General features: G+C 72.8%; 16 protein-coding genes and 1 pseudogene. 8 read left to right on the top strand and 9 right to left on the bottom strand.

From position 1 onward, the window contains the following. Window positions 1-27 precede the first annotated feature (27 nt). The 3 genes from Dsi01nite_RS25525 to Dsi01nite_RS25515 are packed head-to-tail and all read left to right on the top strand — an operon-like array spanning window position 28 to window position 5,031. The gene (locus Dsi01nite_RS25525; RefSeq protein WP_203848786.1) at window positions 28-711 is read left to right on the top strand and encodes a response regulator; all 684 of its coding nucleotides are present in this window, start codon (window positions 28-30) and stop codon (window positions 709-711) included. Continuing rightward, window positions 708-2,606 (top strand): sensor histidine kinase, encoded by a 1,899-nt coding sequence (locus tag Dsi01nite_RS25520; RefSeq protein WP_203848785.1) that lies wholly within the window; start codon window positions 708-710, stop codon window positions 2,604-2,606. Before Dsi01nite_RS25525 ends, Dsi01nite_RS25520 begins: the two co-directional genes overlap by 4 nt. A 1-nt stretch (window position 2,607) precedes the next feature. Next, on the top strand, window positions 2,608-5,031 hold the full coding sequence (locus Dsi01nite_RS25515; RefSeq protein ID WP_203848784.1) for an Hsp70 family protein: 2,424 nt from the start codon (window positions 2,608-2,610) through the stop codon (window positions 5,029-5,031). Between the two features lie 75 nt (window positions 5,032-5,106). On the opposite strand, the gene Dsi01nite_RS25510 is transcribed toward Dsi01nite_RS25515, so the two are convergent. The 4 genes from Dsi01nite_RS25510 to Dsi01nite_RS25495 form a co-directional block, all read right to left on the bottom strand. Continuing rightward, window positions 5,107-5,985 carry a WD40 repeat domain-containing protein gene (locus Dsi01nite_RS25510; protein WP_203848783.1) on the bottom strand — a complete coding sequence of 293 codons (879 nt, stop codon included), beginning with the start codon at window positions 5,983-5,985 and terminating at the stop codon, window positions 5,107-5,109. Further along, complete coding sequence (locus tag Dsi01nite_RS25505) at window positions 5,985-12,410, bottom strand: RHS repeat-associated core domain-containing protein (RefSeq protein ID WP_203848782.1); 6,426 nt, start codon at window positions 12,408-12,410, stop codon at window positions 5,985-5,987. Before Dsi01nite_RS25505 ends, Dsi01nite_RS25510 begins: the two co-directional genes overlap by 1 nt. Window positions 12,411-12,641: 231 nt before the next feature. Beyond that, window positions 12,642-13,301: an ABC transporter permease subunit gene (locus Dsi01nite_RS25500; RefSeq protein WP_203848781.1), complete on the bottom strand. Its 660-nt coding sequence runs from the start codon at window positions 13,299-13,301 to the stop codon at window positions 12,642-12,644. Between the two features lie 4 nt (window positions 13,302-13,305). After that, the gene (locus Dsi01nite_RS25495) at window positions 13,306-14,016 is read right to left on the bottom strand and encodes an ABC transporter ATP-binding protein (RefSeq protein WP_203848780.1); all 711 of its coding nucleotides are present in this window, start codon (window positions 14,014-14,016) and stop codon (window positions 13,306-13,308) included. Window positions 14,017-14,125: 109 nt separating this feature from the next. On the opposite strand from Dsi01nite_RS25495, the gene Dsi01nite_RS25490 reads away from it, so the two are divergent. After that, window positions 14,126-15,565 (top strand): sensor histidine kinase, encoded by a 1,440-nt coding sequence (locus Dsi01nite_RS25490; protein WP_203848779.1) that lies wholly within the window; start codon window positions 14,126-14,128, stop codon window positions 15,563-15,565. Continuing rightward, window positions 15,562-16,252, top strand: a pseudogene (locus Dsi01nite_RS25485) (response regulator transcription factor). The gene Dsi01nite_RS25490 and the pseudogene Dsi01nite_RS25485 overlap by 4 nt, the downstream one beginning before the upstream one ends. A 7-nt stretch (window positions 16,253-16,259) precedes the next feature. On the opposite strand, the gene Dsi01nite_RS25480 reads toward Dsi01nite_RS25485, so the two are convergent. Then, entirely contained in the window at window positions 16,260-16,700 is a 441-nt protein-coding gene (locus Dsi01nite_RS25480) for a hypothetical protein (RefSeq protein ID WP_203848778.1), read from the bottom strand. A 333-nt stretch (window positions 16,701-17,033) separates the two neighbouring features. Here Dsi01nite_RS25480 and Dsi01nite_RS25475 point away from each other — a divergent pair, with 333 nt between their 5' ends. Beyond that, a complete protein-coding gene (locus tag Dsi01nite_RS25475; RefSeq protein ID WP_203848777.1) occupies window positions 17,034-17,921 on the top strand; it encodes a GNAT family N-acetyltransferase in 888 nt (295 codons plus the stop codon). 46 nt (window positions 17,922-17,967) lie between these two features. Here Dsi01nite_RS25475 and Dsi01nite_RS25470 read toward each other — a convergent pair whose 3' ends face one another. Then, window positions 17,968-19,350, bottom strand: coding sequence for an AAA family ATPase (locus Dsi01nite_RS25470; RefSeq protein WP_203848776.1), 1,383 nt, complete (start codon window positions 19,348-19,350; stop codon window positions 17,968-17,970). A 114-nt stretch (window positions 19,351-19,464) separates the two neighbouring features. Continuing rightward, window positions 19,465-20,433, bottom strand: coding sequence for an SDR family NAD(P)-dependent oxidoreductase (locus tag Dsi01nite_RS25465; RefSeq protein WP_203848775.1), 969 nt, complete (start codon window positions 20,431-20,433; stop codon window positions 19,465-19,467). Between the two features lie 117 nt (window positions 20,434-20,550). Here Dsi01nite_RS25465 and Dsi01nite_RS25460 point away from each other — a divergent pair, with 117 nt between their 5' ends. After that, a complete protein-coding gene (locus tag Dsi01nite_RS25460; RefSeq protein ID WP_203848774.1) occupies window positions 20,551-21,120 on the top strand; it encodes a TetR/AcrR family transcriptional regulator in 570 nt (189 codons plus the stop codon). Here the strand turns inward: Dsi01nite_RS25460 and Dsi01nite_RS25455 are convergent. Together Dsi01nite_RS25455 and Dsi01nite_RS25450 are read right to left on the bottom strand one after the other, a co-directional pair. Beyond that, entirely contained in the window at window positions 21,110-22,291 is a 1,182-nt protein-coding gene (locus Dsi01nite_RS25455) for an MFS transporter (protein WP_203848773.1), read from the bottom strand. The two genes, Dsi01nite_RS25460 and Dsi01nite_RS25455, sit on opposite strands and share 11 nt — an antisense overlap. A 65-nt stretch (window positions 22,292-22,356) precedes the next feature. After that, the gene (locus tag Dsi01nite_RS25450) at window positions 22,357-24,681 is read right to left on the bottom strand and encodes an MMPL family transporter (protein WP_203848772.1); all 2,325 of its coding nucleotides are present in this window, start codon (window positions 24,679-24,681) and stop codon (window positions 22,357-22,359) included. Window positions 24,682-24,787: 106 nt separating this feature from the next. Between Dsi01nite_RS25450 and Dsi01nite_RS25445 the strand changes: the two genes are divergently transcribed. After that, the gene (locus Dsi01nite_RS25445; RefSeq protein WP_203848771.1) at window positions 24,788-25,966 is read left to right on the top strand and encodes a M20 metallopeptidase family protein; all 1,179 of its coding nucleotides are present in this window, start codon (window positions 24,788-24,790) and stop codon (window positions 25,964-25,966) included. The last annotated feature ends 99 nt before the right edge of the window (window positions 25,967-26,065 follow it).

Here is a 26,065-nt window from a genome sequence, read left to right as displayed (position 1 = left end):
CATCGGTGCGGCCGCCATCATCAGCTCATGACCGCCGATGCAGCGCCGATCCGCGTCCTCATCGCAGACGATCACCTGGTGGTCCGTCGGGGCATCACCGCGCTGCTGACGTCGCTGCCCGGGATCGAGGTCGTGGCGGAGGCGAGCACCGGCACGCAGGCGTTGCGCGAGGCGCAGCTGACCCGCCCCGACGTCGTCATCATGGATCTGCAGATGCCGGACCTCAACGGCATCGAGGCGACCCGGCGGCTCGGGGTGCTGCTCCCCGATGTCGCGGTGCTGGTGCTGACCATGTTCGAGGACGATGACAGCGTCCTGGCGGCGATGCGCGCCGGCGCCCGGGGTTACCTGTTGAAGGGGTCGCACCAGGACGAGCTGCTCTCCGCCGTCCGCTCGGTCGTGACCGGGCACGTGGTGATCGGTCCGGGGATCGCCGGCCGCCTGATCGGCTTCCTCAGCGCCGCGCAGCCGGCCGGCACGGGCCTGCCGGACCTGACCCCACGCGAGCGGGACATCCTGGACCGGGTCGCGCAGGGCCACGGCAACGCCGCGATCGCCGCCGACCTCGGTGTCACTCCCAAGACGGTCTCGAACCACGTCTCGACGATCTTCGCGAAGCTGCGGGTCGCCAGCCGCGCCGAGGCCATCGAGCGGGCCCGCCGGGAAGGTCTGGGTCGCGCCGACGACCGGCCCACCCCGGCGGTCTCATGAACGCCACCGCCGCCCGCGTCCTCTGGGCGCCGGCATCGACGATCGGCGGGACCGGGCTGCTTGCCGTCGCCGCGCTCGGTGCGCTCTGGTATGCCCCGGCGGCGCCCGGACGGGTCTGGGCGGTGATCTGGCAACTGGTGGCGGGCATCGGCTTCGCCTCCGCCGGATGCGTGGTGACGGCCCTGGACCGGTCGTCGCGACCGGGACGGTGGATGGTGCTCGCCGCGGCGGCGATGTTCGCCGTGGTGCTGCTGCACGCGGCCGGCCGGCCCCACCTGGCCGACGGCGTCTGGGTCGCCGCGGTCCTCGTCGTCGTCCCGTCGGCGCTGCTCGCCGTCATCGACCCGAAGCCGTCGCCGCGGCTCATGCGCGTCCTCGGCCGCACCATGCTCGCCGCCGGGACGGTGTCCGCGGTCGCCGTGACCGCCGGCGCGACCCGCACCGCCCTGCTCGCCGCGACCGCTGCGGCCGCGCTGCTGCTGGGCGAGGGCTGGATCCTGTTCGAACTGACCTCCGGCGACCAGCGCCGACAACTCCTGTGGCTGATCCTCGGGCTCACGGTCGCCGTGGCCGGCGGCGCGCTGCTGGCGGTCGCCCTCAACGACGCGGGATCCCTGACGCTCGCGGTCGTGATGGCGGTGCTGTCGCTCAGCCTGCCGCTGACCGTTGCGGTCGCCTCGGTCGATCCCCGGGTGGTCGACGTCCGTGAGGTCATCCACCGCAGCGCGGTCCTGACGGTCACGCTGGCGACGGTCGCGGCCGGCTACGAGGGCGGCGAGGCCACCGTCGAGACGATCACCGGCGCACCGGCCGGTCGCGGCGTCCGGCTGGTGCTGGCGCTCGCCGTCGCCACGAGCTTCCACCCGCTCATGCGGTGGGTCCGCACGAGCATGGACGAGATGCTCTTCGGCGGACGCGCCGACCCGATCGGCGCGCTCGGGCAGCTGGGCACCCACCTGGCCGCCGGGTCGACGCCGACGCAGTGGCTGGAGACGCTGCGCGCGGCCCTCGCCGTGCCGGGTGTCGTCCTACGCCAGGGCGACGAGGTCATCGCGGCCGCCGGGCACCTCGGGCCCCGGGCCGGCGTCGTCACCGCGCTCACCGCGGACACCGAGCACGTCGGTGACCTCGTCGTCGCGTTGCCGGGCGAGCTGACCCGGCTCCCGGCGACCACGACCGCGGCGCTCGATCTGGTCGCCGGGCCGCTGGCGCAGCTGCTGCGCGCGAACCGGCTCGCCGAGCAGCTGCGCACCTCACGGGGACAGGTCGTGCACGCCCTGGAGGACGACCGCCGCCGCATGCGCCGCGACCTGCACGACGGGCTGGGCCCCACGCTGACCGGCATCGTCTACAACGCCGACGCCGCCGCCAATCTCCTGCACGCCGAACCGGATCAGGCCGAGAAGATCCTGCGGCAGCTGCGCTGCGACGCCACCGATGCGATCACCGAGATCCGCCGGATCGTGTATGGCATGCGGCCCGCCGCCCTCGACGAGCTCGGCCTCGTCAACGCCGTCCGGCAGCAGATCGCCCACCTGCGCAACGCCGACGGCGACGCGCTGCGGGTCGACGTCACCACGCCCCGGCCGCTGCCCGCGCTGCCCGCCGCGGCCGAGGTCGCCGCCTACCGGGTCATCGTCGAGGCGGTCACCAACGTGGCCCGACACGCCGGCGTCACCACCGCCGCCGTCGACCTCCGGGTGCTCGCCGGGCCGCTGCTGCGGATCACGGTCGACGACGGCGGCGAACCGCGCCGGCCATGGGTGTCCGGCGTCGGGCTTACCACGATGCGGGAACGCGTCGAGCACCTCGGCGGCGTGCTGCAGATCCACATCGGACCGTCGGGAACCACCGTCGTCGCCGACATCCCGTTCGTCCCCGGCGAAAGGCTTTGACATGCTCCGACTCGGCATCGACCTGGGCACGTCCACCACCGTCGGCTGCCTGCGCCGCGGCGACGGGCCGGTCAGCGCGCTGCTGTTCGACGCGTCCCCGCTGCTGCCGTCGGCCGTGTTCGCGGGCGCCGGCGGGCAGCTGTTGACGGGAGCGGACGCGGCGCGCTCGGCCGGCGTCCATCCTGCCGCGTTCGAACCCAGCCCCAAGCAGCGCATCGACGACGACACCGTCTGGCTCGGCGACCGTGCCGTGCCGGTCGTCGAGCTGCTCACCGCCGTCCTGCGGCGGGTGCTGGAGGAGGCCCGCCGGGTGGGCGGTGACGACCCCGCGGAAACGGTGCTGACCTGCCCGGCCGCGTGGAGCCGGACGAGGCTCGCGGTCCTCGCTTCGGCGGCGCGCGGGGCCGGGCTGGGCGACGTGAAGCTGATCCGCGAACCGGTCGCCGCCGCCGGCTACTTCGCGTCCGTCCTCGGCGCGACGTTCCCTCCCGGGAAGTGCCTGGTGGTGTACGACTTCGGCGCCGGCACGTTCGACGTCAGCGTCGTGCGGCAGGCGGCCGACGGGGTGGAGGTCCTCGCCGCTGACGGACTGGCCGACGTCGGCGGCGACGACCTCGACGCCGTGGTCGTCGCCCGGTTGCGCGACGCGACCGCCGGTTCGGCGCCCGAGGCGTGGCACCGGCTCGACCACCCGGTGACGACCGCCGACCAGCGCGCCCGGCGGTTCCTGTGGCTGGACGCCAGGGCGACGAAGGAACAGCTGAGCCGGCACGCTTCGGCCGACGTCCACATTCCCCTGGTGGAGGTCGACGCGCACGTCACCCGCGAGGAGTTCGAGCAGGCCGCGCGGGGCCATCTGGACCGGACCGTCGCGCTGACCCTGGCCACCGTGCAGGCCGCGGGCGTGCCGGCGGACGAACTCGCCGGGGTGCTGCTCGTCGGCGGTTCCAGCCGGATCCCGCTGGCGGCGCAACTGCTGCACCGGGCGTTGGGGGTGGCGCCGACGGTGATCGAGCAGCCGGAGCTCGTGGTGGCGTACGGCAGCCTGCACGCCACGACGGAGCTGCCGACATCCGCGCTCCCCGCGGCCCCTTCCCGTCCGCCGGCCTCGGCACCGGCGATGGCATCGCCGACCTCCGCACCACCGGTCTCCACACCGCCCGCCCCCGCACCGCCCGTCTCCACACCACCGACCTCGGCACCACCCTTCTCCGCACGGCCAGCGCCGGCACCACCCGTCTCCGCACGGCCAGCGCCGGCACCACCCGTCTCCGCACGGCCGGCCTCCACACCGCCTGTCTCGGCACGGCCGGCCTCGGCACCGCCGGTCGTCACACCGCCCGTCTCCTCGCCACCGACGGGGGTGCCAATCGTGGCGGCGACGCCGGTCAAGGCGCCGCTGACCGGCGTGCCGGCTGTGACGCCGGCGCCGCCCGCGACGACCCGGCCGACGACGGCGACCACGTCTCGTCCGGCCGGGCCGTCTCGCCTGACCGGGCCGACTCGCCCGGGCGGGCCGTCTCGGCCGACCGCATCTCCTCCGGCGGTGCCCGCCGTCCCCGCCCGGCGACGTTCCGCACCGCTGCTCGCCGGAGCGCTCGTCCTGCTGGTCCTGATCGCCACCGGTCTGCTGTTCTGGTCGCAGCAGCGCGGTCCTCGGGGCGAGGCGGAGACGGGCAGCGGCGCCGGGCCGGCGATCTCCGTGCCCGCATCGGCCGACCCCACCACCGCGGCCCCGACCACGCCCGGCCCGACCGTCGCGAGCTCGTCCGCCACCAATCCGGTGGTCGTCGTCTCGCCGACGGGCGGCTCGACGGCCCGGCCGGTGGTCTCCGTCGAACGCGGCACTCCGGGCTGCCAGGAGACCGACTCGCGCGTGCAGTGGCGGGCCGTGCGTGGCGACGTCACCTGCGCGGCGGACGCCACGGCCTTGAAGAAGCAGGTCGGCTGGGACGACGGGTTCCTGCGCTCGTACGCCGAGCTGCGGATGTCGCTGTCGGGGCAGCGGCTGCCCGAGGCGTACACGGTGTCGTTCGCCGTCGGCCGGATGGCTGGACCGGAGACGACCAGCAACCGCAGTGGCTGCGGCGGGGTGGCCGTGCACACCACCGGAGACGGCACGGCGTACGAATACGTCAACGTCTGCGGCGACGGCTGGATCGAGCTGGTGAAGGTCAACGACAACACGGTGCTCGAGAACGACCACTGGACGGACCAGGTGACGCCCGGTTCGGGGTTCTACGCCGTCACCGTGGTCGTCACCGCCTCCTCCGTCACGGTGACCGTGAACAACCGGGCCGGTGACAGCCGGACCGTGTCGTCGCCGGCCGGGCGGGCCTCGACGGCGTTCATCAGCCTGCTGACGACGTGGCGCAACGTCGGCGCCACCGCGTCGTTCACCGACTTCGCCTACCGCCCCTCGTGAATCCTCGGGGCAGCGCGTGCCGGCGGAGGGTCGTGGCGACCGCGAGGACGGTTGCGTGCTCTCCGGGCCATCCGGTCAGCTGACGGCAATGAACTCGTATGCCGCCGTGTCGCCGTCGAAGCGCTGGGCGAACAGCGTCCTGCCGTCCGGGGACAGGCCGAGCCGGTAGAAGGCGCCGGCGCGGACCTGCTCCGTGCGGCCGGACCTGACGTCGACCCGTGCGATGCCCTCCGAGCTGGTCACGAACAGGGTGCCGCCGTCGGTTGAGGCGACCGCCCAGACCGCGCGGCTCGTGCCGGCGACGTTGTCGCGGAGCACGCGGCTCTGGCCGGTCCGCACGTCGAGGGCGAGGATCGTCCAGCGGTCCTCGTCGCGGCCGGTGACCGCCGTGAACAGCAGCTGCTGCCGCCCGTCGAGGGTGACCAGCGCGAGGGAGGTCACGCCGTTGCCGTGCACGCAGGTCGGCCCCAGGTCCACCGGCGCACCGGTGTACTCGTGGCCGTCCCACCGCAGCCGCCGCACCGAGCAGGCGTCGGCCTGGAATCCCGTCGTCATGCCCGGCTCGAGGGCGATCAGCGGGTCACCGATCGACGGTGCCGGCCGCCGCTCGAACTGCCGGCTCGCCGTGTCGTACACGTACAGCGCTGGCGACCCGCAGGCCAGCACGACGGCGAACCGGTGGTCGTCGACCCGGCCGATCGCGCCGGCGTTGAGGTCGATCCAGCACCCGTCGGGCAGCCGCACGTTCTGCGTGTGCAGGCCGCGATCGGTGCGCCGCAGGTGGCCCGCCTCGTTCGCCTGGTTCTTCGCCACGGAGTAGATGTGGTCGTCGCCCATCCAGACGAACCCGGCGGCGCCCGGCTGCAGCGGTGGCTGCCCGCACGCTGTCACCGCGGACAGCGCGAGGGCAAGCACACCGAGCAGCCGCGGCGCGCCGCTGCGCAAGAGCCTCACTAATGCTTCGCATCCCACGAGTACGTGCAGATACCGGCCTGCATGCAGCTGGCACCGCCTCTCTCGTAGACCGTAGCAGTCACGGCGGCCTTCAACTCGTCACCGGTCTTACCGGACGCACCGACCTGGAAGCCGACCTTGTTGTTGTGCAGGTCGAGGTCCGACTCGCCTTCGCCGTAGTCGATGTTCGGGTTGCCGCCCTTCTCGCCCTCCTGGGTCCGGGACTGGATCGCGCCCAGCTCATGCGCTACGCCGAGGTTCTCGGCCTCGCTGGCGGTGAACCCGTCGCTGGCCATGAGCGCCATCCAGTACGCGTGCTTCACGGCGTTCGCATCCGCGCCCGACCAGCCGCCCTGGTTCTGCAACGAGTCGGCGTAGGCGGTCGCTTCCTGCATCGCCCCGATGCCGCGTTTGCACTTCACCATCCCCACCTCGTAGCACCACGCCTGCTCGTAGGAGCTCTTCATCTTCGGGTTGATGAGGAACGCGCAGGCGACGCCGAAGAGGGCCAGGCAGCCGAGCTTCATCCGCAGGACCTTCGCGTCCTGCTCGGCCTTCACCTCGAGCTGCCCCGGCGTTGCGCAGGTCGGGTTGCGGCCCTGGTTCTTGCACGGGTCGCAGCTCGCCTTCGTGCACGGCTTGGACGGCCCGCCCTTGGGCGGGGTGCCCCCGCCGTAGTTCGGCGGGCCGCAGTTCTCCGTGTTGTAGATGGTGCACGGCGGCTCGTAGGCGGGCGTGTCCTTGGGGTCGTGGTCGTTCCACAGACCGCTCGGGTCCGACGAGGTGACCGGGTTGCCGTTCGCGTACGAGTAGCCGTTGATCTGCTGCGGGTCGGTGTAGTCGGCGACGGTGTCGTCGGAGATGAACCGGCCGGTGCCGGGTTCGTACTCGCGCGCCCCGAGGTGGGTGAGGCCGGTGCCGTCGCGGGTGCCGTCGACGAAGCCGCGGGAGTTGGGCCACGTGGGGTCGGCGCCGCGCGGGTTGCCGAACGGGTCCGTCTTTCGGCGGGTGGTGGCGAGGGTACCGGCGTCGACGGCGACCTGCCCCGTGTTGTGGTGATCGGTGCCGAGCCAGGTCACGCCGGTCGCGGTGCGGCTCGCGACGGTGCCGTAGTAGCGGGTGCAGGTCACCGTGCCGCCGGCCTTGCGCACCTCGAACCCGGGCAGGTAGACGGTGGCTCCCGCGGGTTCCCGGGCGATCAGCCGGTTGCCGTCGGCGTCGTAGATGTAGGTGGTGGTGCCGGCGCTGTCGGCGACGGTGCCGAGGTGCCCCTCGTTGTCCCAGGTCAACGTCTGGGCCGGCTTGCCGCTGATGGTGCGGCTCCTGGTGTTGCCCGCGTTGTCGTACAGGTAGCTGTCGGTGCCGGTGGTGTCGCCCGTGGCGGTGACGCTGGTCAGCGTGTGCCGCTTCCCGGTCGACGGGTAGGCGTAGGTCCGGGTGGTCTGGGTGCCGGCGGTCGTGTGCCGGACCTCCTTCGTCCGGTTCGCGCTCGTGGTGTCGTACGTGAAGGTCGTCCAGTACGGGTCGGTGCCGCCCATCACCGCGGTGGAAGGGCTCGCCTGGCAGGTGCTGCTCGCCGTCGTCCACGCCTCGGCGAACTGCCGCTGCACGTTGTAGGTGAAGCACTGGTTGGCGACGGTGCCGCCGGCGGCGTTGACCTCGTTGATGCTCTTGACGTTGCCGGCCGGGTCGTAGCCGTACTGCTCCTTGAGCTTCAGGTCCCAGTTGGTGCTCGTGGTCTGGTTCTGGGTCTCGGTGGCGTTGGACACCAGCCGGTTGGTCGCCTCGTCCATGCTGGTCGTGCGCCGGACCTGCTTCGTGCCGCTGCCCAGCACCTGCTGGTAGATGGCGCCGAACCAGTAGTAGCTGGAGCTGGACACGTAGGTCGTGGCTGGGCTCGCCACGGTCAGGACGTGCCCGGTGGTGTCGTACGTCGTGGTCACCGTCTCCGCGGTCAGCGCGCCGGCTGCCGGGTAGGTGACGGTCGCCACCGACCCGTCGACGTTGTACGTGGTGCCGGTCGTGTACGTGCCGTCCGGCAGCCCCGGGTTGGCGGTGCTGGACGCGATCGTCGTGGTGGAGCCGAGCGCGCGGTAGCCGTCGTCGTAGCCGGTGACCGTCGTGGTGAAGCTGTCCGTGCCGACGTATCGGGTCGACGAGGTCAGCTGCCCCTTGGCGATGGTGTCGTACACCCACTTGGCGCGCTTGAACCCGCTGGTGTTCGGCCCGTCGTACACGGCCGTCTTGCGGTCGAGGTTGTCGTACTCGTAGGTGAGCGTGACCGGCCGGGCGTCGGTGGACGTCTGCATCCGGCCCGCCGCGTCATATGTGAAGCCGGTCGCGCCCTTGTCGGGATCGGTGCTCTGGGTGACCCGTCCGCGCACGTCGTAGGTGGTGCCCCACTCGTTGCCGGCGGCGTCGGTGACCTTCGTCAGCCGGTTCAGCCGGTCGTACGTGTATCCGGTCGACGTGTACGTGCCGCTCAGGTTGGTGCTGGTGTACTGGCGCAGCTCCGTGGTGTTGCCCCGGGCGTCGAACACCTTCTGCGTGGTGACGCCACCGGCCGGGGGCGTCACCGACGTGCGGTCGCCCTGGTAGAGGGTGCTCGTCTGCCATTTCAGCGCGTTCGCGGAGTACAGCGCGTCGGTGGTCTGCCGTTCGAGGTTGTCGTAGGAGTACCGGTGCTGGTTGAGCACGTCGGTGTCGTTGAACGCGGCGATCGTGTCGGCCGGTGCGGCGTTGTTCCAGAAGCTGGACGTCTTCGCGGTCAGGCCACGCGCGTCGTACGTGGTGTCGGTGATCGCGCGGCCGCCGACGGCCTGGGGCGCCGGTGCCTGCGTCTGCCGCAGTCGCAGCCGGCCGTCGTACAGCTCGTAGCTGGTGACCACGTTGCCGTTCGGGCCGAGCTTCTTCGTGCTCACCGCGTTGGCGGCGGTGTTGCGCAGCGTGTAGCCGTACTCCAGGTCGGGCGTGAGGTTGGTCGCCCGGCCCGCCAGCCACACCTTCGTGCGCCGGCCCAGCGAGTCGTACTGCATGACGGTGGCCTTGCTGTTGGCGTCCACGATCCGGGTCACGTCGCCGCGGGCCGGGTCGATCGTCGCGGTGCTGGCGTGGCCGAGCGCGTTGGTCACCGTCATGGAGGTGACCGGTCCGCCGCCCGCCGGCGTGTAGGCCGTGGTGGTGCCGTGGCCCAGCGCGTCGTAGTCGCCGGTGACCCGGCCGAGCGCGTCGTAGTCGGTGCGGCCCGCCTGCGCCCAGGTCAGCGTCGTGCCGGACACCGTAGCGAGGGTGTTGCTGCTGGTGACCAGGCCCTTCGTCGGTGCCACGCCCACGGCGCCACCGTCGTACAGCGTCTGGCTGCCGGACAGGTAGTTGGCGCCGGACGGGCTGGCCGCGCAGTCCGTGGTGATGCTCTGCGACGGGTAGCTCACCATCCACCTGGCCGTGGTGCGGGCCGCGTAACTGATCATGGTGCAGGTGTCGTCGGCGGTCTTGCCGGCGTTGTCCGCGGTGGCGGCGGTGCCCGCGTCGGCGTAGTCGGTGACCTTCACCGGCAGGCCGTAGATGTCGAAGTCGCGGGCCTGTCGCGTCCACCGCCACGTCCCGCCGGGGAGCAGCGTCCGGGTCAGCGTCTCGTACTCGACGGTCTGGTAGGCCTTCGCCGGCACCGCGCCGGACCAGGTGCCGGTGCGGGTCGCGGTCGGGTTGTCGTAGCCGTTCGGCCCGGCGAACCGCAGCGAGTGCAGGGTCTTGCCGGTCATCGTCGAGCCGTCGTAGGTGCGCTCCTCCCGGACCGACCCGCGGATCTGCCCGTAGTCGTAGGTCTGGGTGCCGGTCGAGTCGACGACCCACACCTGCCGCTCGGTGCCGTTGGTGAGCTTGTCGCCGGCGAGGCTGCGGAAGTACAGCTTCTCGGTGATGCTCTGCTGGCCGCCGGTCGGACCGCGTTTCGTGGTGACGGTCGGGTAGCCGGCGAAGTCGGTGTACGAGTGCGACGGCGCGGCCTCGTTGCTGTCCAGCCGCCACAGCGCGGGAACGGTGCTGCCGGCCGTGGAGTACGTGTACGAGGTCACCTCCTCCGTCGCGTTGATGAGGTCCCGGTCGGTGACCTTCGCGACGACGTACTTGTGGAACCAGGAGCCGTCGCCCGGGAAGCACAGGTGGGTGTTCTGGTCCACCGAGTAGGTGCCGACGGTCGCCGCGGTGCACTCCGTCGGCGCGTAGGTGACCTCGACCTCCTCGCCGGTGCCGGTCGAGACCAGCGTCATCCGGTAGTGGTTGCTGGTGCCGTTGTTGACCCGGTTCGCCTTCGCCTCACCGGTGAACGTCATGGTCGGCAACGTGATGTCGTTGCCCGTGCCGCCGGCCTTGCCGGTGTGCTGCAGGGCGCTGAACCACAGCGCCGCCGCAGTGCCGTCCAGCGGGCTCGGGAACGTCTTGGTCAGGTAGTACGAGTCGACCTGCCGGTAGGTGCTCGTCGCCGCGTCGTACACCTCGGAGTAGATCATCGCCAGCTGCCACGGCGTCCAGTACGTCGGCGTGTACTGCGAGCACGGCGCGGTCTGCGTCGTCGGGCAGTACTGGTCCCACGGCACGTCGGGGTACGAGCTGCAGCCGCTGGAGGTCGGGTCGCAGCGGGGGTTCTCCACGAGGTTGACCCGGGCGACCGGCGCCGAGGTGCCCTCGCTGCCGGCGCGGGCGCCGTAGTCGATGCGCTTGAGCCGCGACGTCAGGTCGTACACCCAGTTGTTGGCGCCGTTGAAGTTGCCGTACTTGCCCTGGTAGCGCTCGTAGAAGTACGTCATCGAGTTGCCGGCGGGGTCCACGACGTAGTCGAGGTTCCACCGGTACGCGCGGTCACACCCGGAGTTCCACGGCTGCCCCGCCACGTTGCACGGCTCGCCGGCGTTGTTGCCGTACACGAGCACCTTCTGCACCGAGTTCGTCGCGTCGGGATCCGTCGTGTACCGCTTGTGCTTGCCGAAGTAGTACTGCGTGCCGTCCTGCGTGGTGACCTTCCAGTACTCCTTGAAGTAGTCACCGTTGGCGACGTCGTTGATGAGCAGCTCGACCTTCGAGCCGTCGTCGGCCTCGGGCTTCCACACGCCGGTGTTGTCGTCCTTGATGAGCCGGGTCGACCTGCCGTTGAGCACCATCGTGATCACCTTGTCGGTGAACCAGCACAGGTCCCCGGTCGTGCCGCCGTCGTCGGTGCAGGCCCGGTAGGAGCGCTCGATGAAGCCCGTCTGCAGGTCCCAGCCCTCACCGACCCACGACGCCTGGTTGTTCGTCGACGTCGTCTTGCCGTCCACCGAGTTCGACGAATAGGCCAGCGTCAGCTTCGGCGTCGGCCCGGCGGACACCGCCGGCATCGTCAACGGCACGGTGTAGGCGAACTCGCCGCCCTGCGTGCCGGCACCCCAGGTGGCGGTCTGCGACAGCGTCGTGTGTGCGTAGCTGCCGGACACGGAGGACGCGCTGGCGGCCATCGCGTAGACCGGCTGGTCGCTCATCGACGCGGCCGTCGTCTGCGGCGTGCCGTTCGTCGAACGGGCGTCCGCGGCACCGCCGGAGTGCTTGCGGACGTCGGTCTCGCTGGGCCCCCACGCGCCCGCCGCCGGGGTCGTCGCCGCGCTGGCGGGCTTCCCGGCGAACGTCGTGGCCCGGGTGCCGTCGCCGACGTCGACCGCCTCCGCGGACAGGACCTGGTCCGCGGTCGTGTTGACCACCCCGGACACGGGTGTCTGGATCCGGCACTGCGGCAGCGACGGCGTCGTCAGCACGCAGCTGGGCAGCCGGACGAGCCGCAACCTGCCGCCGTAGTCGCCGCCGTAGGCGTTGGCGAACCCGGCATAGTCGAGGTCCAGCGCGACCTGGCCGGTGCCGGCGGCACCGTCGGCCCGCACCACGGTGAACAGCACGCCCCGGACACCGGCGGCGTCGGTCGTCGCGCGGTCCGCCACTGACACCCGCACCGACCCCGGGCCCGCCGCCGTGACGGCGCCGTGCACCAGCGCACGCTCGTTGAGCGGATTCCCGCCGCTGCCCCGCACGGCCAGTCCGAGCCCGCCGGCCTTGCCGCTGGCGGACGATGCCAGGGCCGAGCGTGCCGTCGCCGCCCCGGCAGCGCCGGTGTTGACCGCTATGACGGCGTCACCACCGGCCGGCCACGCCTGCGCGCCGGCGGTCCACGCGGGACTCGTCTGGGAACCCGCCTTCGACGCCGCTCGCGCGCTCGCCGACCGCACCGGGACGGACGTCGCCGGCGCGGCGGCGGCCGTGGCGGGCGCGGCCGGGGCAGCGAACCCGGGGGCCACCACGAAGAGTGACGACGCGACCGCGCCCGCCACGGCCGCGCAGAACACCCGCCAGCCGACCGGCGAACGGCGGTGCCCGCCGACCAACCCGAACACAGTTGCGGACATGCAGACATTCCCCCGTAGCAGCACATCGCCGCAGACCCTCTGGCCTGCGGCGATGAGCAAGCTACGGAATTTGCCGCGGGTTGCGCAACCAGGCGCGGGGCCGCATCACGAAGCGCAATGTGCCGAAACGCCCTGCGGCCCGCCCGTGAGCGCGACGACCGGAACCAGCCTCGATACACCCCCGAAAACAACTACTGAGCGTAATCTTCGCCAACCGGCCCTTCTGGACCCTCAGGGCAACGCGTCCCGGCGTACGGTCGTGGCGACCGCAAGGACGGTGAGTGCGATTGCGTAGCTCGTCAGTACCGACGCCGCAGCCGCTTGGGACAGATCGACGTCCAGGGGCAGGTTGCCGAGTGCGGTGCCGGCGGTGAACGGCAACCACCGCGCGGCGTCCCGGCCGACGAGCTCCGCGACGACACCCTCGACGAGCGCCAGCCAGGCGAGCGCGGCGGCGATCGCGGCGACCTGGTTGCGGATCATCGCGCCGACCCCGACGCCGATGGCGGCGAACACGGTGTTCCAGCAGACGGCGCCGACGACGGTCCGGGTCAGCTCGGCGGTCAGCTCGAAGCGTTGCAGCGCCGCGGTGGTGCCCAGCGCGACCGCCGCGCCGACCAGGCCGAAGCCCAGCCCGGCGCCGGTGTGCACGACGAGCTTGGCGGCGATGACCCGCCCGCGGTGCGGCGTGGTCAGGTACGTGTCGGTGACGGTCTGGTGGCGGTACTCCCCGGCGACCGCCATGATGCCGAGCATCAGCGGGAACATGCTGGCGAGGCCGACGTGCGCGACGCCCTTCACCGCGTCGTCGGCGCCGCTCACCCCGACGATCACCACGAGCTGGGCGGCGGCGAGCAGCAGCCACGGCGCCCTCGTGGTGGTGAGTTTCATGAGCTCAGCTCGTAGCATCGGCGAACGTCTCCTCAAGGGTCTTGGTCATCGCGGCGGCCGGACCGGCGTACCGCAGCCGGCCGTCGCGCACGATGACGATGTGGTCGGCGATCCGGGACACCTCGGCCAGCACGTGGCTGGAGATCACGACGGTGTGGCCGGCGGCGGCCTTGGCGGTGATCAGGTCCCGGAGCCAGGCCATGCCGCCCGGGTCGAGGCCGTTGCTGGGTTCGTCGAGCACCAGGAGCCGGGGCCGCCCTCCGCCTTCCCCCAGTAGGGCGCCCGCCAGGGCCAGCCGTTGGCGCATGCCGAGGGAGTAGCCGCCCACCCGGCGGTCCGCGGCGTCGTCGAGGCCGACCTCGCCGAGGACCTCGTCGACCCGCCGCTGCGGGATCCTGGCGGCCTGCGCGACGATCCGCAGGTGGTCGCGGCCGCGGCGGCCAGGATGGAAACCGGCGGTCTCGAGGACCGCGCCGACGGTCCGGCGGGGGTCGGGGAGGTCGGCATAGGCACGGCCGCCGATGAGCGCGCTGCCGGCGGTCGGCCTGACCAGACCGAGCAGCATCCGCAGCGTCGTGGTCTTGCCCGATCCGTTCGGTCCCAGGAACCCGGTGACCGTCCCGGGCGGGACGTCGAAGGTGAGGTTGTCAACCGCTCTGACCTGCTTGAAGTGTTTGCTGAGTGCGTGTATTCGCACGTCGACGCCGTCTGCCATGCGCCACAGGCTGCCGGGTTTCCGGGCCGGCGTCGTCGCCCCGCTGCGGGATGTCGGATACCGCGGCTGGGCGACGTTTTCTGTCGTACGCCCGGTCTACGGTGTCTGCATGCGCCGTCCATTCGTCACCGACCTCGCCATCGCGGCGGTCGTGTGCGTCGTGGCGCTGGTGACGACCCGCGGTGTGCCGGCGGCCGGTCTCGTGCCCGCCGCCGTCGCCTGCGGCGCGCTCGTCGCCCGGCGGCGCACGCCGTTCACCGTGTTCCTGGTCAGCTCCGTCGCCGCCGAGGTCTACCTGGTCGTGCACCACGGCAACGGTGGTGTGCTCATCCTCGCCGCCCCGCTGATCGCGCTCTACACCCTCGCCGAGTCCGGCAGCCGGCGCCGCGCGCTGACGATCGGCGTGCTGGCGGTCCTGGCGTTCGCCGGGCTGCACATGCTCGTGAAGCCGTCGTCGTGGCTCGGCGCGGAGAATCTGGCCCTGGCCGCGCTGGGCGGTCTCGCGGTCGCGGCCGGCGACGGCGCCCGCAGCCGCCGCGAGTATCTCGCCGAGGTCGAGGCGCGGGCCCGGCAGGCCGAGCACGACCGCGACGCCGAGGCCGCCCGCCGGGTCACCGACGAGCGGCTGCGCATCGCCCGCGACCTGCACGACGTGGTCGGTCATCAGCTGGCGCTGATCCACGTGCAGGCGGGCGTGGCCGCGCACCTGCTCGACGCGTCACCGGTCGGTGCCCGCGAGGCGCTGGGCCACGTCCGGCACGCGAGCCAGACCGCCCTCGGCGAGCTGCGCGACACGATCGGCCTGCTCCGCCGCCCGGGCGAGCAGCTCACGCCGACCCAGCCGGTGACCGGGCTGGCCGGCCTGCCCGACCTGCTCGCCACGTTCCGCCGTTCGGGGCTGATGGTGGAGGCGTCGGTGTCGGGCGACGACCGCACGGTGACCGTGCCGGTCGACCTCACGGCGTATCGGGTCGTGCAGGAGGCGCTGACGAACGTGCGGAAGCACGCGGGCCCGGTCCCCGTCCGTGTGACGCTGCGCTTCCGCGACGACGCGTTACACATCGTCGTCGACAACTCCGCCGCCCCGTCGCGCGGCTCGGCGCGTGACTCAGTGCGCGGCTCGGCGCGTGACTCAGTGCGCGGCTCGGCGCGTGACTCAGTGCGCGGCTCGGCGCGTGACTCAGCGCGTGACTCAGCGCGGGAGTCGGCGCGTGGGTCGGCACGAAAGTCGGCGCAGGACTCGGTGCGTGGGTCGGCGCGACCGGACGCCGATGCGGTGTCCGCCACCGGCGGTTCGGTGTCCGGCGGCGGGGGTTCGGTGTCCGGCGGCGGGGGTCCGGTGTCCGGCGGGCTCGGGCTTCTCGGAGTGCGCGAGCCACGCGGTGCCGACGAGCCGATGTCCGGCGGGGACGACGATCCGGTGCAAGGCGGGCTCGGGCTGATCGGGATGCGCGAGCGGGTGGCGGCGCTGGGCGGCACACTCCGGGCCGGGTCGAACCCCGGCGGAGGGTTCCGGGTCACCGCGGTGCTTCCCAGGACGGCGCGATGAGCTCCCGCGACGGCGATGAGGAATCGGCCGGGGACGGCGGGCCGATCCGGGTCCTGCTGGCCGACGATCAGCCGTTGATCCGCAGCGGGTTCCGGGTGTTCGTGGACGCGGCGGCCGACATCACGGTCGTCGGGGAGGCGTCCAACGGGCGGGAGGCGGTCGCGGAGCACCCGGGCCGACGTGGTGCTGATGGACATCCGCATGCCTGGCCTCGATGGCCTCGCCGCCACTCGCATGATCACCACCGATCCGCGGCCCGCTCACCAGCGGGTGTTGATCCTGACCACGTTCGAGATCGACGACTACGTCTTCCAGGCGCTGCGCGCGGGCGCCAGCGGCTTCCTCGGCAAGAGCACCGAACCCGCCGAGCTGCTGGCCGCCATCCGCACGATCCACCGCGGCGACGCGCTGCTGTCACCGGCGGCGTTACGCGGGCTGATCGCCCGGTTCCTGGCCCGCCCGGACCGGACGCACACCTTCGACGGTGACCGCCTCGCCGGCCTGACCGAGCGGGAGCGCGAGGTCGTCGCCCTCGTCGCCACCGGCCGCTCGAACGACGAGATCGCCGCGCACCTGGTCGTCAGTCCGCACACCGTGAAGACCCACGTCAACCGCGCGATGATGAAGCTCGGCGCGCATGACCGCGCCCAGCTGGTCGTCGCCGCGTACGAGACCGGTCTGGTGTAAAGGGTGGTCAGACGTCGTGGATTTCGCTGCTGACGTGATACTTGCGGTCCGCGTCGTGGTCGCCGTCGGTGTCCACGAGGACCAGCGAGCGCCCGCCGACCGGGTCCATCACGACCTTGTCCATGTCGCCGTCGCCGTCGAGGTCGATCGCGTCGCCGAGGCCGTCGACCTCCTCGCCGAAGGCGCCGGTCTCCGTGTGGATGACCGGCAGGGTGCCCGGCTCGGTCGGGTTGTAGATGACGTCGTCGATGCGGCCGTCGTGGTCGAGGTCCCGGTAGATCGTGTCGGCGACGCCGTCACCGTCGCGGTCGTCGTAGAGCACGTCCGGGTCGTCGTGGGTCGGCAGGTGGGGCACGTCCTGGTCGATGGTCGTGGTCTCGTCACCCACGACGCTGTCGAGGACGGTGTGGTGAGCGTGCTCGTCGAACACGTCGGAGTATTCGGTCATGTCCGCAGCGTGATGCCGGCACGGCGGGCCGTCACTGGCCACGGCGACAATCCGACACCGCGAGGACGAACGGCACTGTCGGGTATCAGCGCGGGCGACAATGCCCGCGAGATCGGTGGGGTAACGGCGCCTGCTGGGCCGGCCTGGCCCGGCAGGGTGAGAGCTCGCCACACGCGAAGTGCGGCGGCAGCTACGCGCCGGCCTCCGTGCCGCCGACCGGGACACGGCCACTGCGACTACGCTGGCCGACATGCACGACACAGTCTGCTCACGGGTGGAGGAGGCGTCCACTGTGGACGCTGAGGTGGAGCGGGCACACGGGAATGTCCTGCGATGGACGACGACCTGATCATCCGGCCCATGACCGCGGCGGACCGGCCGGGCATGCGCGCGTCGACGCGGGCCGCGATCGATGACCTGCAGCGGCGCCTCGGTGCGCCCGCGGAGCCCGATGGCGGGCCGGCCGCGCCGAGCTCCAACAGCGGCGCCGCCATCGTGGGTCAGCTGCTCGACCTGGACGCTGCCGGCGCGTGGGTCGCCACGGTGGACGGCCAGGTGTGCGGTGCGGCGATGGCGGGACTGCGCGAGGGACTGTGGTATCTGGCGCACCTGCACGTCCGGCCGGGTCAGCAGGGCCGGGGCGTCGGCCGGCGGCTGCTCGGGGCGGCGTTGCGCTACGGCCCCGACGCGCGCGGCCGGCTGCTGCACTCATCGCTGGATCCGCAGGCGATGCGGTGCTACCAGCGGGCCGGGTTCGCGCTCGAACCGGCGCTGCAGGCGGCCGGCATGGTGCGTCGTGCCGCGCTGCCGGCCGCGGGTCGGGCCCGCGCCGGCGGCGCCGGCGACCTGGAGCTCGCCGCCGAGGTCGACCGCCGCGTTCGCGGCGCGGCGCACGGCCCTGACCTGGAGGTGCTTCTCGGGGCTGGAGCGCGGTTGCTGGTGCTGGACGACCGCCGGGAGCGCGGTTACGCCCTCATCGACGCCGGTACGCCGAAGACGGTGGCTGCCACGAGCACCACCGCCGCCGTGGAACTGCTGTGGGCGGCGCTGGCCGAGAGCGGTGAGCATGCCGTGACGGTGGAGATCCTCCGGGCCGATCAGCAGTGGGCGATCGACGTGGCGCTCCGCGCGGGGCTGAACCTCGCCCCGATGGGACCGCTGTGCCGCCAGGGCGACACCGGCCCCCTCGCACCGTACCTGCCGCATGCCGACGTCCTGTGAACCACACCTGACCGGGCCGGCTGGACGAGTAGCTCTTCGGCGATGGTCAGGCGGTGGTGCCGAGCAGGGAGCGGGTGATCGACTCGGCCTGCGACAGCATCTCGTCCAGGGCCGCGGCCAGGTCACCGTCGTCCGGGTCGTGGCCGGCCTCCGCGGCGATGAGCACCGAGCGGCGCAGGAGCTCCTTCACGAACGACGCGGTGACGCCCACCGCCCGTCCGGCGGCGCGGTCCAGGGCGGCCGGCGTGAACGGCAGGTCGCGGGCGTACAGGCGCATGAGGCGGCGGCGGGCGTCCTCGTCGGGCAGTGGGATCTCGACCGCCAGGTCGACCCGGCCGGGGCGCTGCGCCAGGGCGGGCTCCAGCACACCGATCCGGTTGGTGGTGAGCAGGAACGCGACGTCCGCGTCGTCGCCGAGGCCGTCGAGGGTCTCCAGGACCGCGAACAGCAGCGGCTGCGGCCCGTGCTGCAGGTCGCGGCTCTCGGCGACGAGGTCGCAGTCCTCGAGCACGACGAGGGCCGGCTGCAGCGCCCGCGCCATCTTGGCCGCCTCCGCGACGAAGGCGATCGCCGGCCCGGCCAGCAGGATCACGGTGACGTCCGGAAGGTTCGACAGCAGGTACCGCACGGTGTGCGTCTTGCCGGTGCCGGGCGGCCCGTACAGCAGCAGCCCGCGCTTGAGGTGCTGCCCGGCGGAGCGCAGCCGGTCGCGGTGCTCGGCGATGCCGGCGACGTGGCGGTGCACCCGCTCCAGGACGCCCTCCGGCAGGATGATGTCGGCGCGCACCACGGCGGGACGGCGGTGGAACGTGATCTGGCCGACGCCGCGCTCGTAGGCCGAAACGCCCAGCGACAGCACCTGCCCGCGCAGCACCGAGCGCTCCAGCATCAGCGCCCGGACGGTCTCGATCAGCCCCGCCGCGACGCCGTCGACCGTGGTGACGATCTCCATCCGCGCGGTGGCCTGACCGAATCGGGGCTCCGCTGTGCGTTGCAGCACGGCGACGGCGGCACCGTCGTGCCGGAACAACCGCAAACCGAACGACACGGCCTGGCGCGACGTGTCCGGCCCGGTGGCGATGCTGGCGTAGTCCACCGCGCCGACCGGATACTGCCCGTACTGCCCCGCGTGGTGCAGGATCTCGCTCAACGACTGGTGCCGGCGCTGATCCCCGCCACCAATCCCGATGGTCTCGTGCACCTCGGCCCGCCGCTGCACCTCGTCGAGCGCGATGTCGAGGTCGACGAACTGGTGCGGCGGGACGTCCTCGGTGACGACGGGCAGCCGCCGCGGATCGGCGCCGAGGTGCCCGCTGAGGACCGGCAGGAGCGCCGGGCCGTCGCTGTCCTGCGGAGCCCGGTGCGTGCTGATGACCTCCTCCAGGAAGGCCTTGAAGGTGGTGACGAAGTCCGACGCACGCTCATCCATGACGCTCCCCCGAGTGTGTCGCGAGCCTCCCGCATCATCCCCCATCGCCGCCGCCCCGTGGTGCCGCCGCGCCCGCCCGCACGGATTGATGGTTGCCGTTGGGCACGGGCCGCCCTACGGTCCGACCCGGTGGATCTGGAGGCCGTCGCGCTCACGGAAATGGGCGTCGAGGTGCAGCTGCAGGTCGATCGAGAGCTGCCACAGCCGGGCGGCCGCGGAAGGGTCCATGGCATAGGCCGCCACGCCGCGGCGGATGCCCGGCTGGTGCGGGCCGGCTTCCTGGCAGTCCTCGAAGTAGCGGCCGGTGACGCCGTCCACCAGTGGGGAGCCGGCCAGCAGGACCGAGGTGGCCGCGCCCTGTTCGATGCTCTTCCAGGACACGTCGGAGCTGGTGGGGTCGAACGACGCCGGTGCGTTGCCGAGGTCGCCGACGTGCCGGCCGAGGTTGGTCGCCGTGATCCGGCCGGGGTTGAGCGCGTTGACCGCGATGCCGTCGCCGGCCCACCGCCGGGCCGCTTCCACCGCGAAGAGGACGTTGGCCGTCTTGGACTGGCCGTAGGCCAGCCACGGGTCGTACGGGCGGTGGTCGAAGTTGACGTCGTCGAAGTCGACACCGGCGTTGACGTGGCCGACCGAGCTGACGACGACGACCCGGGACCGGCCGGCGGCGGCGAGGGCGGCGCACAGCCCGGTCGCGAGCGCGAAGTGCCCGAGGTGGTTGACGGCGAACTGCAGCTCCCAGCCCTGTGGGGTGCGCAGCAACGGGGTCGCCATGATCCCGGCGTTGTTGACCAGCGCGTGCAGCGGGCCGGACCAGCCGGCGACGAACGCGGCCACCGAACCGGGGTCGGCGAGGTCGAGTGGGGCGACGAACACCCGGCCGGCCATGGCGGCGGCGGCCCGCGAACCGGCGGCGACGTCCCGGACGGCGAGGGTGACCTCGGCACCGACGGCGGCGAGGGCACGGGCGGTCTCGGCGCCGAGGCCGGACGACGCGCCGGTCACGATCACGCGTTTGCCGCTGAGGTCGACGCCGGCAAGGACCTCGGCCGCCGTGGATGTGGCACCGAATGGGATGGGCATGGCAGCACCTCCGTGCTCCGTGGGGAGTTACGCTAGAAACGGACCCGCGTCCGGTTACTTCGAGCATAACCGGACCCGCGTCCGTTTACCACCCGGTGGAGCTCGACGGAGGATGCGATGACCGAACGGCCGCTGCGGGCCGACGCGCGCGGCAACCAGGAGCGACTGCTTTCGGTCGCCGCGGTGGCGTTCGCCCGGGACGGGACCCAGACGTCGCTCAAGGCCGTCGCCAAGGAGGCCGGCGTGGGGGTTGGCACCCTCTACCGGCACTTCCCGACCCGCGAGGCACTGGTCGAGGCGGTCTACGAGCACGAGGTCACCGTGCTGTGCGACGCCGCCGCCGAGCTGCTGCGGGCGCTCGGCCCGGCGGACGCGCTGCGGGGCTGGATGGAGCGGTTCGTCGACTTCATGGCCGCCAAGCACGGCATGGCCGACCTGCTGCGGCCGGTGCTGCTGTCCGAGGCGGACCGGCTGCACACCCGCGCCCGGCTGCGCGCCGCGATCGCCACGCTCCTCGACGCCGGCGCGGCCGCCGGCGTGATCCGGCCCGGTGTCGACGCCAACGACGTGCTGATGGCGCTCGGCGGCGTGACGATGATCGCCGGGGAAGAGGGGCAGCGCGCACTGGCCACCCGCCTCATCGACCTGCTGCTCCACGGTGTGCGGGCCCCGGGCCTCACCTCCTGAGACGGGTGGCGACCAGGGCCGCGAGGCCCGCGGCGGCCGTGGGCAGGAACACGGCGGGCAGGATGCCGAGCCCGTCGATGCTCGCCCCGGCCAGCGCCGACCCGGCCGAGCCGCCGACCGCGAGGGCGGTCGACAGCCAGGTGAACGCCTCGGTGCGGCGCCCGGGCGGCGCGGTGTCGTCGACGATGACGTAGCTGGCCGCGGCGACCGGGGTGAGGAACAGTCCGGCCACCCCGAACGCGAGCGCCACCGGCACGAGGCGGCCACCGGTGACCGCCGCCACGACCGCCGGTGCCGCCAGCGCGGCGGCGAGCCGGGCCAGGGCGGACGGGAACGCGGCCCGGGAGGCGCGGAAGCTGCCGAGCACGCCACCGCAGATCCAGGCGGCCAGCAGCAGCCCGGCGACGTCGGGTGCGCCGGCGTGCGCGGCCAGGCCGGACAGCACCACGGGAAGGGCGCCGAAGATCAGGCCCTGCACCAACGTGGCGGCGACCAGCAGCCGGATGGCCGGCACCCGCAGGGCGCTGCCGGGGCGGTGCGGGCCCGGTGCCGTGCCCGCGTCGACGCGGGCGGCGAAGGCCACGAACGACACCGTGCCGAGCAGGGTCGCGGCCGCCGCAGCCCACAGCGCGGCGGCCGGCGCGAACCAGGTGATCAGCGCGCTGGCCAGCAGCGGCGCGATCAGCAGCAGGATCTGCTGGATCAGGGATTCGGCGGCGTACGCGGTGCCGACGGCCACGGTGTCCGTGACGAGCCGTGGCCACAGCGCCTTCATGCTGCCGGAGATGGGTGGGAAGCCCGATCCGGCGAGCAGGGCGCAGGCGAGCACGGCGGCGGTCGGCGCGTGGCGCAGCGCCAGCAGGGGCAACAGGGCCAGCGCGACCGCGTACACCATGGCCGAAGGAATCAGGACAGCGCCGCGGCCGAACCGGTCGAGCAGGCGGCCCTGGACCGGGGTGGTCAGCGCGTCGCCGAACGCGGTCCCGGCGGCGATGGCCCCGGCGATCGCGTAGGAGCCGGTCGTCTGGTGGATGAGGATGACGACCGCCAGCGGCGTGATGCCCTTGGGCAGCCTGGCGATCAGGGAACTGCAGGCGACGGGGAACGCGCGGCGGGACAGCAGGACGGACAGCACGGCAGGCATGGCCACGCGTCGCGTCAGGAGCGTCATGGCGGATCATGCGACACGACGCCCGCCGCCCCCATGGTCACAGCGTAGCGATCGGCGTCGAAGGTTCAGGCCCGTTCGGGTGGCGCCTCCGTCGGCAGGGCCGCCGGCTCCGGCGCCCGGGCGGCCGGGACGACGGGCGGCGGCTCGGTGGCGGACGCGGGCTCGACCGCGCGGCCCAGCATGGACAGCAGCATCGGGGCCAGCAGGGAGCGCACGATGAAGGCGTCGATGAGGATGCCGACCGCGAGGGCGAAGGCGAGTTCCCGGAAGGGTCGCAACGGCACGAGGGCGAGCAGGCCGAGGCTCACCGCGAGGGTGACGGCGGCGGTACGGATGGCGTGTGCCGACTGTGGCAGCGTGATCGCGAGCGCCTCGCGCAGTGGGCGGCCGCGGGCCTCGCGCCAGGCCGGTCCGATGCCGAAGATGTTGTAGTCCGAGCCGAGTGCGACCAGCAGGACGGCCGCGGCGAACGGGACGTAGAAGGTGAGCCCGTCGGCGTGGTAGACGTCCTGGAAGAGCCAGGTCGTCAGGCCCAGGGTCGCGCCGATGGCGAGGACGCTGCAGGCGAGCAGGCCGATCGGGGCGATGAGGGCGCGCAGGAACAGCATCAGGAACACGAGGTTGGCGATGAGGGCCGCGACGGCGATGCGGCCGAGGTCGTGCATGGTCTGGTCGACGATGACCTTGGCGACGGCGGTGTCGCCGCCCATGCTGGCCTGGGTGCCGTCGAGGCCGGCGGTCCGCAGCAGGCCGGGCAGGTCGCGGTCCAGCCGGGTCAGGGTCCGCACGGCGGTGGCGCCGAGCGGCTCGTCGGACAGGACCAGCAGGAACCGCACGGCGGTGCCGTCCTCGGCCCGGAACAGGTTGAATCCCGGTGGGAGCTCATCGGTGGCGGGTCCGAGCACGCCGGCGACCCCGGGCACCTGGGTGAGCGACTGTTGCAGGGCGGCCAGTTCGGTGGCGCGGCCGGCGACGCCGTTGCCCTGCACCAGCAGCTCGGTGGGTGACAGGATGCCGTCGGCGAAGCCGGTCTGCGCCTGGGTCGCGGCCTGGCGGGTGGAGTTGTTCGTCGGCAGCGCCTCGACGAACGACACGCCGAGCCGCATGTGCAGCACCGGCGAGGCCATGGTGAGCAGGGCGGCGACGAGCACCAGCAGCGCCGGGGCGGCGAACCAGCGGCGGGTCAGCAGCCACGACCAGCCCTTGCGCGGGCGTTCCGACGTTTCCACCGGCTTGGAGAACGGCGAGGACGCGCCCTCCGCAACCGGCGCGACGGGGCGCCGGCGGCGGAAGGGCGCCCAGAAGGCGGCGGAGCCCGCGATCGCCAGCAGCGCCGGCACCAGGGTGATCGCGACGAGCATGCCGATAAGGATGGCAAGGGCCATGCCGGGCCCGAACGCCCGGAACGCCGGTGAGTCGGCGACGAGCAGCGCGGCGGTGCCGGCGGCTGCGGTCGCCCCGGCGGTCGCGACGATCGGCGTGAACCGGGCGGTGGCCTGCCGGGCCGCGTCGAGCCGGGACGCGCCTTCGGCCAGCTGTGTCCGTACACCGGCGAAATAGAAGACGACATAGTCGGTCACGACGCCGAGCAGCAGGGCGACCAGGAGCGGCTGGGTCTCCTGCGGGACCGGCACCCCCAGCCGGTCGGCGAGCGCGCCGCCGAGGTGCAGCGTGAGGATGATCGCCACGCCGGCCACCGCCAGGGCGAGCACGGGCGTGACGAACGAGCGGAACACGAACGCGATGATCAGGAACACGGCGATGACGGTGATCAGTTCGAGCCTCGGCAGGGACGACAGCACGAGCCGGGTCTGCTCGACCCGGGCCGGCACGGAGCCGGTGATGCCGACCACGCCCTCGTCGGCGTCGAAGTGGTTCGCCACGAACGCTTCGGCCGCCTCGTGCTGGCCGACGAACGTGACGCTCGGGTCGGTGAACAGCAGCGTCACGATGGTCGTGCCGTCCTCGGCCGAGCCGGGGAACAGCCCGAGGGTGTTCATGACCGGCACCGCGGCGACGATCGGCTTGGCGTCCGGGTAGGCGCCGTCGGTGACCGCCTTGGCCCGCGCGACCGCCTTCGTCTGCGTCGCGGTCGACAGCCCGGCCGGGTTGCGCTGCACCACGGCGACCCGGCTCAGCACCGGGAACCCGAACTTGTCGAGCGACTGCAGCTCGCTGCGGACCGCGGGGTTGTCGACCGCGATCAGCTGCTCCAGGTCGTTGCCGCTGTTGCCGTAGGCCGGGAACCAGGCGACCGTCGCGGCGACCGCGGCCACCCAGAACGCGACGATCGGCCAGCGCAGCGCGACGACGGCCCGGGCATACCACTGCAGCAGCCGGCTCGGATACCACCGGCTGCGGGGCGTGCTGGGCGTGCTGGGCTCGGTCACCGGTCGTGCTCCGATCGTCCGTCGCGTGTGCACGCGGGTACCCTGCGCGGGACGGACGGAAACGGATGCCCCTGATGGACGCGGCCCGAGTCGGTACCGTACCGGGATGGGACTGCGTGAAGACCTCATCGAGCTGCGCCGCGACCTGCACCGCCACCCCGAGATCGGCCTGGACCTGCCGCGCACCCAGCGGCGGGTCCTCGCGGCGCTGGAGGGCCTACCGCTGGAGGTGAGCACCGGCCGGGCGCTGTCGTCGGTCACGGCGGTGCTGCGCGGCGGGCGGCCCGGGCCGGTCGTGCTGCTGCGCGGTGACATGGACGCCCTGCCGGTCGCCGAGCTGGCCGACGTGCCGTTCGCGTCCACGGTCCCCGGGGTCATGCACGCCTGCGGTCATGACCTGCACACCGCCGGGCTGGTCGGTGCGGCGCACCTGCTCGCCGCGCGGCGCGAGGGGCTCGCCGGCGACGTCGTGTTCATGTTCCAGCCGGGCGAGGAGGGGCACAACGGCGCCGGGTTGATGATCGACGAGGGGGTGCTGGAGGCCGCCGGGCGGCCGGCCGACGCCGCTTACGGGCTGCACGTGGTGACCGACTTCCCGCGAGGGGTGTTCGCGGGCCGGCCCGGTCCGCTGATGTCCGCCGCGGCGGGGCTGTTCGTGCGGGTCGTCGGCCTGGGCGGGCACGGTTCGGCGCCGCACGACGCCCGCGACCCGATCCCGGCCGCCTGCGAGATGGTGCTGGCGCTGCAGACCATGGTCGGGCGCCGGTTCAGCCCGTTCGAGCCGGTGGTCGTGACGGTCGGCGCCTTCCACGCCGGCACCTTGCGCAACGTCATCCCGGACGAGGCGGTCTTCGAGGCCACGGTGCGCACGTTCAGCGCATCCGCCGCGAAGCAGATCGCCGAGGACTCGGTCCGGCTGTGCGAGGGCATCGCGGCCGCACACGGGCTGCACGCCGACGTGCGGTTCGAGACCGAATACCCGGTGACCGTCAACGACGACGCCGAGTTCGCGTTCGTCGCCGACACCGCCGCCGACCTCTTCGGCGCCGAACGGTTCCACCACATGGAGCACCCCGACCCTGGCTCGGAGGACTTCTCCCTCGTGTTGCAGCGGGTGCCGGGCGCCTATCTCTTCCTCGGCGCCGCGGGCGGCGACCAGCCGGTGGTGCACCACAACCACTCGCCGCGCGTGGTCTTCGACGACGACGTCCTGCACGACGGTGCCGTGCTGCTCGCCGCCCTGGCCGAGCGGCGCCTGGCGCGGGACGTCACCGCAGCGTCGTGACGGAGATCCGCGGCGCGTCTTCGAGCAGCGCCTTTCCCGGGCGCGGGTCATCCGCCACCCACCCTACGAGTCACGGCGGCGGCGCGGGCCGAATGGCCC

Source organism: Dactylosporangium siamense, from assembly GCF_016862795.1.
GTDB lineage: Bacteria > Actinomycetota > Actinomycetes > Mycobacteriales > Micromonosporaceae > Dactylosporangium > Dactylosporangium siamense.
The sequence above is the reverse complement of the archived record's forward strand: the minus strand, read 5'-3'. Positions and strand labels throughout refer to the sequence as shown.

What these genes read in the sequence shown, in the direction of transcription:
- Dsi01nite_RS25475 (WP_203848777.1), top strand. Translation starts at nt 17,034, where the DNA reads ATGGACGACGACCTGATCATCCGGCCCATGACCGCGGCGGACCGGCCG.
- Dsi01nite_RS25465 (WP_203848775.1), bottom strand. Translation starts at nt 20,433, where the DNA reads ATGCCCATCCCATTCGGTGCCACATCCACGGCGGCCGAGGTCCTTGCC.
- Dsi01nite_RS25455 (WP_203848773.1), bottom strand. Translation starts at nt 22,291, where the DNA reads ATGACGCTCCTGACGCGACGCGTGGCCATGCCTGCCGTGCTGTCCGTC.
- Dsi01nite_RS25460 (WP_203848774.1), top strand. Translation starts at nt 20,551, where the DNA reads ATGACCGAACGGCCGCTGCGGGCCGACGCGCGCGGCAACCAGGAGCGA.
- Dsi01nite_RS25520 (WP_203848785.1), top strand. Translation starts at nt 708, where the DNA reads ATGAACGCCACCGCCGCCCGCGTCCTCTGGGCGCCGGCATCGACGATC.
- Dsi01nite_RS25500 (WP_203848781.1), bottom strand. Translation starts at nt 13,301, where the DNA reads ATGAAACTCACCACCACGAGGGCGCCGTGGCTGCTGCTCGCCGCCGCC.
- Dsi01nite_RS25495 (WP_203848780.1), bottom strand. Translation starts at nt 14,016, where the DNA reads ATGGCAGACGGCGTCGACGTGCGAATACACGCACTCAGCAAACACTTC.
- Dsi01nite_RS25515 (WP_203848784.1), top strand. Translation starts at nt 2,608, where the DNA reads ATGCTCCGACTCGGCATCGACCTGGGCACGTCCACCACCGTCGGCTGC.
- Dsi01nite_RS25445 (WP_203848771.1), top strand. Translation starts at nt 24,788, where the DNA reads ATGGGACTGCGTGAAGACCTCATCGAGCTGCGCCGCGACCTGCACCGC.
- Dsi01nite_RS25525 (WP_203848786.1), top strand. Translation starts at nt 28, where the DNA reads ATGACCGCCGATGCAGCGCCGATCCGCGTCCTCATCGCAGACGATCAC.
- Dsi01nite_RS25505 (WP_203848782.1), bottom strand. Translation starts at nt 12,410, where the DNA reads ATGTCCGCAACTGTGTTCGGGTTGGTCGGCGGGCACCGCCGTTCGCCG.
- Dsi01nite_RS25470 (WP_203848776.1), bottom strand. Translation starts at nt 19,350, where the DNA reads ATGGATGAGCGTGCGTCGGACTTCGTCACCACCTTCAAGGCCTTCCTG.
- Dsi01nite_RS25490 (WP_203848779.1), top strand. Translation starts at nt 14,126, where the DNA reads ATGCGCCGTCCATTCGTCACCGACCTCGCCATCGCGGCGGTCGTGTGC.
- Dsi01nite_RS25480 (WP_203848778.1), bottom strand. Translation starts at nt 16,700, where the DNA reads ATGACCGAATACTCCGACGTGTTCGACGAGCACGCTCACCACACCGTC.